General features: G+C 37.7%; 10 protein-coding genes. All 10 read right to left on the bottom strand.

Annotated elements, in window-relative coordinates:
* Positions 1 to 73: 73 nt before the first annotated feature.
* The 10 genes from J8L97_RS00155 to J8L97_RS00110 all read right to left on the bottom strand — a co-directional run bounded on the left by J8L97_RS00155 (position 74) and on the right by J8L97_RS00110 (position 13,803).
* Positions 74 to 817 carry a hypothetical protein gene (locus J8L97_RS00155; protein ID WP_211047445.1) on the bottom strand — a complete coding sequence of 248 codons (744 nt, stop codon included), beginning with the start codon at positions 815 to 817 and terminating at the stop codon, positions 74 to 76.
* Between the two features lie 36 nt (positions 818 to 853).
* Entirely contained in the window at positions 854 to 2,302 is a 1,449-nt protein-coding gene (locus J8L97_RS00150; RefSeq protein WP_211047444.1) for a UvrD-helicase domain-containing protein, read from the bottom strand.
* Positions 2,295 to 4,433 carry an ATP-dependent endonuclease gene (locus J8L97_RS00145; protein ID WP_211047443.1) on the bottom strand — a complete coding sequence of 713 codons (2,139 nt, stop codon included), beginning with the start codon at positions 4,431 to 4,433 and terminating at the stop codon, positions 2,295 to 2,297. The genes J8L97_RS00150 and J8L97_RS00145 overlap by 8 nt, the downstream gene beginning before the upstream one ends.
* 336 nt (positions 4,434 to 4,769) lie before the next feature.
* Positions 4,770 to 5,330, bottom strand: a complete 561-nt coding sequence (locus J8L97_RS00140) for a hypothetical protein (protein ID WP_211047442.1) — start codon at positions 5,328 to 5,330, stop codon at positions 4,770 to 4,772.
* Positions 5,331 to 5,404: 74 nt separating this feature from the next.
* On the bottom strand, positions 5,405 to 6,241 hold the full coding sequence (locus tag J8L97_RS00135; RefSeq protein WP_211047441.1) for a WYL domain-containing protein: 837 nt from the start codon (positions 6,239 to 6,241) through the stop codon (positions 5,405 to 5,407).
* 259 nt (positions 6,242 to 6,500) lie between these two features.
* Positions 6,501 to 8,072 carry a TnsD family Tn7-like transposition protein gene (locus J8L97_RS00130; RefSeq protein ID WP_211047440.1) on the bottom strand — a complete coding sequence of 524 codons (1,572 nt, stop codon included), beginning with the start codon at positions 8,070 to 8,072 and terminating at the stop codon, positions 6,501 to 6,503.
* 43 nt (positions 8,073 to 8,115) lie between these two features.
* Entirely contained in the window at positions 8,116 to 9,534 is a 1,419-nt protein-coding gene (locus J8L97_RS00125; protein WP_211047439.1) for an ATP-binding protein, read from the bottom strand.
* Entirely contained in the window at positions 9,531 to 11,669 is a 2,139-nt protein-coding gene (locus tag J8L97_RS00120; RefSeq protein WP_211047438.1) for a DDE-type integrase/transposase/recombinase, read from the bottom strand. The genes J8L97_RS00125 and J8L97_RS00120 overlap by 4 nt, the downstream gene beginning before the upstream one ends.
* Complete coding sequence (locus J8L97_RS00115) at positions 11,656 to 12,483, bottom strand: TnsA endonuclease N-terminal domain-containing protein (RefSeq protein WP_211047437.1); 828 nt, start codon at positions 12,481 to 12,483, stop codon at positions 11,656 to 11,658. The genes J8L97_RS00120 and J8L97_RS00115 overlap by 14 nt, the downstream gene beginning before the upstream one ends.
* Positions 12,484 to 12,615: 132 nt before the next feature.
* On the bottom strand, positions 12,616 to 13,803 hold the full coding sequence (locus tag J8L97_RS00110; RefSeq protein ID WP_211047436.1) for an NAD(P)/FAD-dependent oxidoreductase: 1,188 nt from the start codon (positions 13,801 to 13,803) through the stop codon (positions 12,616 to 12,618).
* Positions 13,804 to 14,096 lie beyond the last annotated feature (293 nt).

Below are 14,096 nucleotides of genomic sequence, written 5' to 3'. Positions count from 1 at the left end.
AAACACTTGTGTAGCGATAATAAAGCTTGCCCGTAAGGAAAGTTTTATACCTTAAAGTTTGCCCGTAGTGCACCTAAATAAAATCTAACAGGAGCTTTTCATTAACCCTAGCCACTTTCCAACCATTAGCCTTTAGTCTTTCAAAGTCTTCACTTGTCCAATCTATGTTACTTTTGGCTGTTTTTTTATGAGATTCAGGAATAGCCAAACAAATGAGGTGAGTGGGCCTCGTTAACCCAACATAAAGTGTGTTTATCCAACCCTTTTGCAAACCAGTTGCTTCAGTAGCTTTTAATTCTCCTAGAAGATAAGGCTTCAATTGACCAAGTATTGGCCCCCTATTTGTGCTTTCAAGCAATAGAGTAGCTGTATGAGTCTGACCCTTGACCGAATGGATAGTACCAATCCTAAGTTCAATTGCGCCCTCACTGCCATTGAATTTATGCCTATATAAGTTATTTCTTTCGCCCGTGCCTTCTTCGAGCTGACTATCAGGAAGGTCCACTTCATGCCAATCAAGAAACTTGATTCCAGTTAGATCGATATCAGCTCTATCTATAAGAGATCTAATCACCTTGAGAACAGCTGCAGTTAAAGTTCCCCAGCTATGCTCATCTACTCTATTGGAGCTAGTCAATGACTGCAGAACAAGTTGGGTATAGACTTCTGACAAAGCATCACCGACTTCACGCTTAATAGCTCGATGTTTATTTGCCACTGACTTAATCTTCGAAAAACTTGTGCCTTTGATATTATCGAGGCTATCACTACAGATCAAAAAGCAAGCTCTCAATACACCCTCGGCAAACTTTTCCATACCTACAGATAGGCTCTTGGTATCTCTAATAAGATATCATCCATGATTTAGGTAATCAATTAAGTAGCTATGCTGCTGATATTCTTTAGTCATCTTATCAGCAATATATGGCGTATAATAATCCCTAATAGTTCTTGCAAACTCTTCAGTTGAAGGAGCTCCATCCCTCTCTTCATGTACATGGGAACACACCTTCACATTTGCAGATTCAAGCTCAAAAGAGGCTAGTTCCTTTGATAGAAGTTCTGCAAATGCTGGAATAACAAAACTTCTGGTCTCTTCAGTAAACACCAATACACAATGGTTACAACCTCCATTAGAAGTAGCTCTCACTCCTCTCATATCTACGCTTAAAGGATTTGTCTCAAAGTTCATAGCTATTGATGAAATACTCTGATCAAATCTATGGCTAACAGGTAAGGTCAACTTAAGAATATTTGATGAAGGGTATGGATCTAATCCATCTGGCGGAATGGGAGGCTCAAAAGTGTAGATGGTTTGATTAGCATCTCCAAGTCTCTGCCTCGTAACTATATCTACATCAGGTCTTTCAGATAAAAAAAGTTTGTGAAGCATTTCAGCCTGAGAAGAGGAGGTATCTTGAGCTTCATCAATAAACAGAAGAGGAAATCTTGCTCTAATTAATTTATATACATCTTCAGATGTATTCATTAGTGCGTTAGAGAAAACAAAGATATCACTAAAACACAAAACGCCCTTTCTCACCACCTCTTCGAGGCATTTTTTAAGTAACAACTCTAGATCTGCAGTAAGATCTAACGGCTGATCTCCTCCGAAAGCACTCACACGAACGGCGTTATAAGACTCATCAACTATCTTCCAATAAATAGGAATGCCCAATCGCCTTTCTGACACATCTTTCTTCTCGTGATCAGCTAACCATTGCTGAGCTTCAATATGTTTTATCGAAGTAGGTTTCGAACTAGAAATATTATCTAACCGTTTCTTAACTTGCTCTGCAACAAAGTGATCAGTTAAGAGGAAGTAATTTTCTTTTTGTAGCAACTTACGCCTTTGAGAGCGACAAAGATCATCATCAATACTAACTAATGGAATGCCTCTTGAGTTTAAATATGGTTTAGCTAAAAAATCACTAAAAAAACTGTGAATAGTTCCTATGAAATGAGGGTGACGAAGAAGCCTTTGCCCTTCAAATGTACTTCCTAGCCGCTCCTGAATTTCTTCTCTTGCTGCATTTGTCATAGACAGAACACAGATCCCCTTCGTTTTTGATGTCCAATAACGTGATAATAGAGCTAACTTAGCAACTAGTACTGTTGTTTTTCCGCTACCAGGGCATGCCTCAACATCTAATTCATCAAGGTTTTGTAAAACGGCTATTTGATGCTGATCAAAACCATTTTTTAACCCTAAAACTAATTCTACCCATTTGATATCTTCCTCAGAAAATGGAGGTTCATCTTTGTTCTGATTACAGCTTAGCAACGAGCGAATACTATTCATCACTATCGCCCTCAAGCGCCAAAGGAGTTGCTATTGTAATAACATGATTAATTGCCTCTATCAATGGCGGCGGAAGCACTCCCTTCCAGTAAGCTACGCGATCATATTCCAAGCCTTCGTCACACATCAGCTGATCATCTATATTTTCTAGTAATACACCAAGGTGCTGACCAGCAGCAGCTTTTGAAGCCTTTTTCTTCATAATCAATGAGGCGTTTTCATCACCTATGTAGTCAGATATACTAACTGGATTCAAGAAAAGCTCATAGATTTTACCCGCCAATACACCGATATCCGTATATTGCCCCGCTAAGAATTCATAATAACTTTCAGCAGCTGTCACAACCTTCGCTTGCTTAGACTTATCATACACAGTCGAGTGTTCGGCTTTAGCCAAACAAGCTGCTACTGTCATTTCTTTTGCTAAACCATGAAACGCTAAAGAGTATTCCAATGTCCAAGGACCAGAGTAAAAACCTTTAACACAATTCCCTTTGTATTCACGCTCAACTCCTTTGACTTTCCTATCATCTAATTCGTTTCCAGCAAGGCTAGAAATCATATTTTTAGGCAGCGCAGCATCTAATTCTTGAAAGTCTGGAGCTCCCCCACCTTGGATAGTTTCATATGCACTATTCCACAGTAACTCGAGTTGTTGCTTACCTTTTACACTATCAAGTTCAAGTTCACGAGCTGCTGGAAAAGGGATTAGATCCCAGTCATGCAAACATGCAACATTAATTCCTGGGTTTGGGTAAGCTTCTGTACCAGAAAATATATTTGCGTACCGACTAAGTCCTGTATGTCCTACATTGACAATAGACACACCATTTTCAGTGAAGTCCTTATCAAGTAGTTTAGCTATAGAAGGAACTAATAAGTTCTCTGCGTCTCCCTCAACAATCATCACTCCTCGACAGAAAAATAAATTCGATTTTGTTGCATCAATAAAGCGTTCTAGAAAAGTGCAATCATCTTCAGGTAGCAGGCCAGCAGCATTAAAAGGTAGCACTCTCCCTTTGTTAATCATCGTCATACATTTAATTGGTAATTTTGAAGCTAGTGTAGGGCTATGAGTTGATAGAATTATTTGTAAATGAACAGAGTGATCTTCTTTATGTTTTTGGACTTTGCTTTGGAGATATTGGATTAACTTTAATTGTCGTTGAGGGTGTAAATGAGCTTCAGGTTCCTCAATAATAAGTAAGGCAGGTTCATCTTTAGAGTCAGCAAGAAGAAGCATTTCACATGCAATATATAGTAAATTATTTGAACCTAATCCACGTTTACCACCGATATTATCCAAAGAGATACCAATTTTCTCTAACATCTGCCTCTTGAGCGCTTCTTCATCTGCATTAGGTCCAATACCTAACTTAGCCTGAAGGTTATCTCCAGACATTTGTAATGGCTTCAAAAAATTTGTATTAAGGGTTTCTGTTGTTGAACCTATCGCTGGCTGTCTTTCTAGAAGTTGATTCACTAGGCGAGCAATACCAACAACACCTATCTTATCAATAACTTCACCAAACTTATCTTCAGATACAGAAGATAAATCAATTTCATTTTCACCGAGATCTATTGCAGATTGCTTTCGCAATATTTTTGAAATTCGTGAGTTTCGCCCTGCATCCATTTCTTTTTCTGCATCGCGAAGCGGACGAAGGTAGGTAGCCCGAAGGTTATCTCTCACATCAGCATTTAATTCCTTTAGCCCATGAGCTGAAGTTGGAAGACCTGCAAAAATTGTAGTTCTTACTTTTCCGTTGCGTAGAACTGCATTTAGCGTAACTTTTAAAACAACAGGGTTATGCTCAGTTTCAGGCTGGTAAGTTAAATAGTCAGCAAAATAGCCCTGCTCAGCGAGAGATAAATCTATAAAAAGAGCTTCTATTGAGAATTCTTTTGCCTGAATTCCTTGAGGGGAACAATGGAAGTCATCAACTTTAGGCCTGAGACTTTCCTGATCTCGAGTGCCAAAAATCATTCTCAATGCGTCAATGATAGCAGTTTTCCCAGCATCATTTTCGCCAACTAATGTATTTAGACCAACTTGCAACGGAAGCGTTAGTTTATTTTCTTTCTCCCCGAAGCACCTAAAATTTTCAACAATAAGCTCACTTACAAACATAATCACCATCCATAGCCACTGAAATGAAAACCTACAATATCACTTAACTTATTAAGTGTGTTACTAAATTTATGTGTTATGGGGCTTACTTATCTAATACGTGATCACTAAATAAAAGTAATAAAAGGGGTCGGTGACATTTGAGCATAGGTCTGATTCGCAATTCTAGCCATTAGGGCAATGTTCACCCTTTAAATTATAATGATCGCTTGTGCAGTTCCCTTAAAGTTTGCCCGTAACTCTATTTTATTGAGCAAACCACAATCATTTTTACGCGTAGGCTTTGAAACCAAAGCTGGGTAATGAGTCAGGCGTTACTGGGAGAGGAGCCTAAATCTATAAAACAGTCATCGCTCTGTAAAGCTCAGAATATATATTATTAAGCTTATTGGCTCTAAATTTTCTTTTTATTACAGAAAGCTCTGTATTGTGTACTTCGCAATTTAAAGAATCGTACCAACTACATTTAAAATAACAAACACCATATTGGAATATCTGATCTTTAAAACACTCAGGGCAATAACTAACAGAGGGTTGCCAAATATTACAATTATCTATTACAAATTTATCATTAAAAAACGAATCACTATTAAAGAGGTTTTTATATATTGAAGTAAGATCAAGGTAACTCGGTTCGCAGAAGCAGCCAACTGCGGGCAATCTATTCAAGATATACTCATAAATCAAATTTTTAGGATATTCAGCTAATAAGTTATTAGTGCTCACTTTAGGATATTCAGCTAATAAGTTATTAGTGCTCACTTTAGGATAATTATTCCAATACCCATGGTAAGAAATTACCCAACCTAATTCTTTTTGTCTTAATGAGCCAGTATCCACCATAGCATTTCTAATAATCAGGCTATGAAGAGTTTCATCTGGAAGTGGTAAAATCATGGTATTACTTATGGTAATTAAGAAAACTTAATACGGTTCAACTCTAAACCCATCTTATAAATTGACCAACCAATCTAACCTTCAAACCCTGGAGCTAATATCATTGAGCCAATATCTTCCAGTTCGTGCCTATTCATTAATTGATATTGATAAGTCAAAGGATCAAGAGAGGCGTGTAGAGAGCAATCAACATGAAGGTCATGAAGTAAATAACCCGCAAGAACTTCATTTGTTTTAATGTTTATTACAGGCTCATCATTAAGCCCAAGATCTAAGCGCAAGCTCTCTTGTTGTTGATGTTTTGTATGAGGTGCAAGGGTTAGATATATATTTGTCTCCCATTCGCTATCTAATTGAACTACGAACGCATCAGATGATAATTTTGAGTTTAGAAACCTGACAAGTTTAAAAGTCCTAAATTCACCATTTTTACCGGATTCTTTTGAAAATGCTCTTGCATACCAAAGGTTTCCTATGCAAAAGATCTGTTGTGGTGAAATTGTTCTAAAGGCATTTTTAGAATTTGCAGCCAAATAGGTGGTTGATACACATTGTTTTAAAAAGCAAGCTCTAGATATTTGTGCGGCTATATCTTGATTAGGTAATTGTACCGGGAGCTCATTGGTTGCACTGAAATTTACTCTTGAAGTTTCAATAATTAACTTATTCTCAAAAATTAAATTTAAAGCAAAGTTAGTATCATGAGTGTATTGAGGAGTGAACTCTTTAGATGCCACATAACGTTTATTACTCACATCGTAATTGATATTTGTTTCATGCAATTCTCGATACTTTTTAATTTCTCGCGTAGCGCTAGCAGGAGAAATTGAAAGTATATTGCAAAGCTCCTTTCTTAAAAAACTTCCTTTGAAATATAAAAGACAATCGAGTATTTGTGCTGAGCTTATCATTGAAATTGATGATATTAATCAAATAATACTGATAATAATAGCATATTCTAATTAATTGATGATAGTGGTATCATTAATCCATTGACACAGAAGTCTGCTCAGTTGTCATATGAAGAAAAGTTAAAGTTGTCTAAAACGTATCGACCCGCATCAGACTATGATTTGGAAGTTGACTCTAACTGGTATTGCTCTTTTGTTTTAAAGAGCTAATTCAGTTCCTGCTTCCACTAGCTCTCTTTCAGACCTAGTGGTTACCACTTTATTCTACTTCTAATTTATTAAACACAGCCATAGTTACAGGTAGCTTGTGCTGCATTTGTATAAGCCACCCATGACCACCAAGCATTTTATCTAATTCAGCTAGAGAGATAGAGCTACTGGTATTATGCATGGCAACTCTAACTTTAGAAGCTAATTTAACATCTCTTTCTTCCCAGTTTATTTTTGAACGAACTTGGGGTTTTGTGGAAGAAGGTAAAGCTGAATTTAGCCAGTTTCTTTCATGGGCATAAAGCCAATGAAAAGCAGCATAACAAGACGATTTGATTTCTTGCTTTATCGCTTTGGGTTTTAGCTGTAAAGCTCTTATTATTTGAGCCTTGTATCTGCGCCTTTTGGATTCGAACTTATACCGTCGCCTTTTTTCAACCAGTCCGGGTTCCGATGATATTATTTGCTCAACGCTCCCTGTAGAAATATGAAAGTGCCTTGCAATGGCCTTACGATGAAAGCCTTTGTAAGCCAGTATTATAATTTGTTTTACAATGTTATCGGTTAGTATATAAGGCTTCTTTTGAAATGGTATATTATTCTTCAATGCTACAGATTTAACATAACATCTGCTCTTACCTATACACCTGCTTATTTCGGCTAAAGACTCCTGCTGCTTTAGTAATTTGACACATTGCCTTGCAACATTTTCATTCTTCACTTTTTCAGATGTTCCCATCTTTTCCGCTAACTCAGCCTTGACTGACTTTGCCGTATTATTAAGCCAAAAATCAACTATTAGATATTTAAAAGGATGTTGAGATACTTCTCCTGACAGCAAATATGATAAATATCTATAATCGTCTTCAGAGAATGGTAATAGATTTGGATCGTTATGCTTTAACCCTTTTATGAAATTGAATAAATCTGACGTTAATTCGACTCTATTAAATCGCTTTTCCCCAAGCGTGTAGCCTCGTTCTTGAATTCTTTTTAATAAATGCTTCTGGTCAAATGAATCATTGGTTACAGCAGTTCTTCTTAAAAATTCATCAGTGAATCTAGCAAATTCATAACTAAGCTCAGAGCAAATTTGTGCTTCATCAGAAGTTATTGGTAATAATTGTAATTTAAGGTGTGGCCTTTCTGGTAACTTATGGTGAATAAGCCAAACCTTGTGTGACGGGCAAGCTTCCACACCTGGTACTTGATGGGTGAGGTGCCAATACGAGACACCATAAAAACTCATATCTTCTTTAGCGCATATGGGGCAGTACTTAAGCGATAATGTCTCTGACTCTTTGAAACTTACCAACTGACATGTTCGAATCGCCGTATTACCATCTTCGGCTAGCAAAGCCTTATATATATTTGTTGACCTATGAGGTAAGAAATAAGAAAAGAGTCTACCTAAAGTTTGTTCTCTATAAATTTTGGCTGCATTCTCCTTAGATATTTGAGATGCCTTTGTTATTCCAATGGTTAAATATGGATGTATGCTGGCACGAGGTTTATTAAATAACCTTTTTAGATAATCCTTTTCATTCATACCTAGAATAGTCATATGCCGTATATATCGACTGAATAGAGTTTCATCAGGTAATGTTGTAGGTAGTTGCATTGAGACACCTTTGGTAAGGCTACTATCTACATTTTAGACTATTCTATCTAAACTGCTCCAAAGGGTCATCTAACAAGACATATCGAGATCTTAAATAGGCTATTGGATCATCAATATCTGCTGCTTGTTGAAATAGATCTGGATTTTTTATTCTACTTGAAAGATCTACAGCATCGATGATTTCAATAAGCTTAGCTGAAAATTCAGGATGTTGAGGCTTAGTAATATCACCCGTCTTATCTATATTCACTTTAGTTACTTGGTCAGCCTTTTGTCCCCGACGTGGCTTTCCGCTCGGTAAATTCATTTTTACTTTCAGCTTACTAACTTCTTTTGTTTGTCGTGATAAGCCACACGCCACTGCATTACCTGCTTCGAGAGTTGATACGGTAATCCTTTCATCCTCATCACCAATAATTAATCTTTGGGCTTCGCGATATGTACGACTTGCCATATCAATATTACCAACAGAAAGTCTATGTAAAGCAGAATTAAGATCTTCGTTTAATTCTGTGTAAATGTTAGTCCATTGGTAATTCCATAACTGCTTGATAAAGGCTTTCCACGATTCACTATCTTTTGAAAGCGCAGACATTTTACGGTGGTACGCACTCTCTGCTCGTCTAGCTGATTTTAACTCTGTAATTAAACTTTTATCAAATGGGGGGTTAGCAACAAAAAAAAGTGGGACGCCTAGCTTATTTACCAATCTATGTAAAAAACGGAGAAGATTATTTTCACCACCTGTTCGCTTAAATTGTAAGTTTTGCATCTCGTCGATCACTAACACCCCAAGAAAACTAGACTTTATATTTTGTTCTAATTGACGAATGAGTGTTCCAATATTTGACGCTGGCTTCGTCTTTACTTGCTCTAATGAAAGGTCTAGCGAAGAAAGAATTTCTTCACACAAATCCCTCACACTTGAATTACTCGGGCAGTCAACCTTTACCCAAACAACTTGTTTTTTGAACTCAACGGGCTTGTTATGGTAGGAGTCGTGTTCAATGACACTTGGAAAATAACTAAGTGTTTGTTCAAGCATTGATGTTTTACCTACACCACTTTCACCAATGAGTGTCAATCCTTCTCCTTTTGGTTTAAAAAAGCCAGTCCTAGGTTCAATATCTGGTCTTTCATCGACAGGATAGTGTAGATATTGAGCTGTAGTTGGCGTAAATGGATTTTTTGATGAATATCCTTTTTTTATTGCTCTTTCGATAGCTCTAAAGCATCCTTCATATTCAGTTAGTGGTTGCCTAATCTCATCTATACGATTGAGATATTCTTCCCTAACTAATGGATCAGGGTGTTCCGATATATCTTCTGCATAATCGGGGTAGTTACTAAATACCTCCATAACTTGTTCCCAAGGTAACTTAGGAGGGAGTGCCTCTATTAAAGGATTACCTTGATGTTCAGGAAGAATAGCTTGATGGTAAATAGCTTTAACTGTACTCATAAATTATCCCCTTTTATTTTCCTTTTTCTTCCTTGTGGTAAAACAGCCACTTTATTTTCAATTACGTTTGGAACGAGTGTGGAATCAACTTTCTGATTTTCTGTTTTGGCCGTGAGTATATTAGTGGTCGCCTCAAGCTCTTCTTGGCGATTTTGACGTATATTTTTTGTTTTTTCAGCGAAGGTAATTGTTTTAGAGTTTTTATTTCGTTGCTTAGCTTCTTTAGTCATTTTATTACGACTTTTATGATCATCAATAGATGCAACGGTTATAGGTGCCAGCTCTTTTTTTGAATCAAGCCAGTCTTGTATGAAGTCTGATTCAATCATTGATTTGTTACTAAACATACGACTACGAGACATTAAAGAGCATCGAGTAAAACCCTGATTTTTATCCAGTCTCACGTAAATGTAATTTGTTGTGTTTTCATCAATTCGAGCCTCTAGACGCCATTGTCCCGATGTTCTTGCAATTGACGTTAAATCTAGATCTTCAACTTCCTGACAGGAGTAATACAGGCCTTTAAAGTGAATTCCACTTCTTGTCATACTCACTTCAGCAGGAGGGAGCAAACGAGCGATTACTTCATCAGGGTTGGCAGATTGCAATTCATGCTTATGTTTTATTACGTGAATTTTCCAGTAATTTACTGGTGTTGGAGATAAGTCGTTTTCTATTAACAGTTGACTAGAGAAAGCCAAATCATCAAATATCGAGCTATTGTGCTCAAGCACCGCTTTAATTATTTCAGTAGTGACTTCTTTTAATGTATATATCGCATCCTTTCTTGGATCCCTACTCCCTCGGACAACGTTTCCTCCTTTCGTTGTACCCAAAAAATCATGAATAACTTCTTTATTAAGAATATCGAACCGTTTCTCTACTACCCCTTTGCCATCAGGTCTATAAGGTGGAGTGAAAGATAACTTGGTCATAGGTGTAAGAACTTTTCTTGGCTCCAGACCAACCATTTCACCATTATCACAAACAAGTTCTTTTGGGATATGCGCGCAAGGCCATTTAGAGTTATTTATATCTATTCCAAATTCTCGACAGTAATTAGACTTAGGTAAAAAGCAATTTACCAGTGCCTGTCGAGCTGCACGCCATGAGGCGTGATAGAGCGAAACGTGCATTCCAACAATCATCCTACTAGCCCTATCAACCACGATATAAATCGTAGGTCGACCCAGTATGTGCTGAGAGCCGAGTTCGGATACTATATGAACATCCGCGACGGTTGCATCTATTTCAAAGTGAGCCCCTGGTAAAAAGCTATCTTGAATGACACTTCCCAATAAACCTCTTTTATTTCTTAGATAATCATTTTCAGATGTTCTTTGCTTAATGATCTCATCTTTAGAAAATAGTTTTTTACTCCAATAATTAAACTGTTTTAAGGTAGGAACAAATGGAGGTTTTCCACAGGCATCAGCAAGCCTTACTTCGTCTGCATATTTATCTATTAGCATTTTTTTATATGTTTTTACCAGCGTCAAGCCAGACACTTTAAGATAGTATTTTTTAAGAATCAGCTTAAACATAGCCTTGTCAGTATCAGAAACAATGTACTTTTCTGCTCTTTCTACCGCTACAGTCCTTGGTTGTTTAGGTGCTCCCAATGGTTTGTTTGTTGGCTTTCTTTCTTTTCCTAACCCCCCACTTTTTGAGAATGCAGGAAGAAGAGCCATTTTATCTTGCCCATATCGCCAGTATTGAGTTAATAGCCTGGCTAAAGCTTTACGCTCTAATCCTACTTTACGTGCGTATTCAGCCAGTCGCGGTGTACGTTTCTTTGTTGCATAATCGAACAGAAAAGCTCGGTCTACAATAATATCTTTGATCAGGTTATAGTTTTTGTCTCTGCGTGCAATATGATCTTCTGAAATATTATCTTCAGCCACCAGAAGAAAATTAGGTACAGTGAACACTGATTTAGTAGCTTTATGATTTTTTATCTGCTCAGTAAATGCTTGTATTGATAGCGCTATAGGTCTAACTGTCGCCGAAGATCCATTAAGAGAAAATAGAACTACAGACTCAACATCATGCATAATATCCAATACCCTGTAAACACTATCCTCTGCTAAATCGGAGTCCTTAAATTCCCAAATACTATTTCTACGAAGCTCCATTAGCTACTCCCCTTTGAGCTACAGGCATTTCTTTTACGTTTAATATTCCTGATTCAGGAATATTAAACGACAGATCTACATCTATGTATTTCTCTGCTATCAAGTACCTAATCAGTGAAAGGGCATCGTCATTTGAAACAACATTTATCAAAACAAGTTGATTACAAAGCTCTTCGATAAAGCATTGACCTAGCTTGATTGTGGAAAGTGCATAATCAATCTGTTCATGAGAGAAAAAGGATGGGTTTTCACGAAATGGGGACGTTGCCCAATCAATATTTTGACTTTGGCACTTGCTTAGTTCGTTACCTGCATAGTAGCTAAAATTAACACCTAATAGCTCCCAACAAACTCTCTCTATATCAATTTTCTCTAGTACACGTCGATTATCTGATTCCTTTTCTGGCTTTACAGATATAGCATGAAAAGAAATACCTTGAGGGCTATCCAAGGTAAGCAACTGGTCAGTTGTCATAATGATATGTTCTTTAGTTTTAGAGTGTGTTGGATGTTGAATACCAAGAGTACTAGCTACTTTCTGTGTGTAATTAAGTGGCAGTATTGGAAATTGTTCTCTTATATCAACTACACTATCTGAGAACTCAGCCAAATAGAAATGTTCACTTTCTATGGAAGAAAGCATGTGATGGTCTCGCCTGGTCTTTCGGCCAAAGATTAATGACCTAGTACCTGGTGATGGTACATCCTGAATTCTAAGCCAAGGTTTATAGTCAGAGCCTTGGCCAATCCCATACTTATTTTTAAGGGCTCTCTGATAGTCTTTTAAAGACTCAAGCTTTCGTCCGCGGGGCATAGCTTATCTCAATAAAGTGCATTGATAAAAGTATAGTTACAGACACCTCTACGGGCAAACTTTATTGTCTCAAAAGAGTGTTAAGGGCGAACTTTAGTTGCTACGGGCAAACTTTATTGTCGCTACACATGACTAACACACTTGCCCAGCGGCAAAACCACAGCTCCATGCGTATTGGAAGTTGTAGCCGCCCAACCAACCGGTGACATCGGTCACTTCGCCAATAAAGTATAAGTCTTTGGCTTTTTTAGCTTCAAAGGTTTTTGAGCTGAGTTCATCCGTATCAACGCCGCCTAAGGTTACTTCTGCGGTGCGGTAGCCCTCAGTGCCATTGGGTTTGATTGTCCAGCTGTGAATATAATTGGCCACTGCATCAATTTCAGTATGGCTTAATTGATTAAGCGCTTTGTCTGGGATGGCTTGTTCGGTAATTAAAATTTCAATAAAACGCTTTGGCAATAGGGTGCTTAAGCTGTTTTTAAGCGACTTACTGCCCTGTTCTGCGCGCCATTGATGTATGGTGTCTGACAAGTTAAGGTCTGGCAACAAGTTAATCGTGACCGCTTGCCCTGCTTGCCAAAATGATGAGATCTGTAAAATCGCGGGGCCCGATAAGCCTCGATGGGTAAATAAGATATTCTCTTTAAATACCGTACCATCTTCACTGCTCACATCACACGCAATACTTACGCCTGACAGCCCTTCAAATCGCGCTTTATCATGATCATGCAACGTAAATGGCACCAGTGCTGCCATCGTTGGTAACACATTTAACCCAAACTGCTCAGCAATTTTATATCCTATAGGTGTTGCACCAAGCTTCGGCATGGTTAACCCACCCGCAGCGACGACGAGCGAATCACACTTGAAGTGTTGCTCTGAGGTTATCACCACATAGCCACCTTCTGGCTGTGCCTTTACACTTAATACTTCACTGCGTAAAAAATATTCTACCCCAGCCCATTCGCATTCCGTCATCAGAATATCAACAATATCTTGTGCACTGTTGTCGCAAAACAACTGGCCCAAAGTTTTATGGTGATAGGCCAAACCATGACGGTCAACTAATTCAATAAAGTCATGCTGTGTATATCGGCTTAAACACGATTTCACAAAGTGAGGGTTGCCACATAAATATTGACTTGGCGACGCCCCTTCGTTGGTAAAATTGCAACGTCCACCGCCACTTATCAATATTTTACGCCCTGGTTTTTTACCCATATCAACCACGGCGACTTTTCTGCCTCGGTAACCTGCCTGCGCAGCACACATTAATCCAGCAGCACCCGCACCTATTACAACAACATCAAATTGCAGCACACTTTTACTCGTCAAAATAAATTTATGCACGCATTGTAACAAAACTGAACTCTGAGCTGAAATACTTGCTTAAACTCCAGTCAAAAAAGCATATTCTCACTAAAATGTGAATTTTATTCACTTTGTTTACATTCATTTACAGACCTGTATCAGCAAATTTACGGAATAATTAATTTCAATAAAATGTAATAAAAACATAATACTAGGGTGTTTTTTGAGCGCTTTAGATGGCTGCTTATAACAAAAACAATAGTGCACATAACAAAACAACACTTTAAAAAAAATAACTTTAA

The sequence above is a fragment of the Pseudoalteromonas sp. MMG012 genome (assembly GCF_018100875.1).
Lineage (GTDB): Bacteria > Pseudomonadota > Gammaproteobacteria > Enterobacterales > Alteromonadaceae > Pseudoalteromonas > Pseudoalteromonas aurantia.
This window is presented reverse-complemented; position numbering and strand designations above follow the sequence as displayed.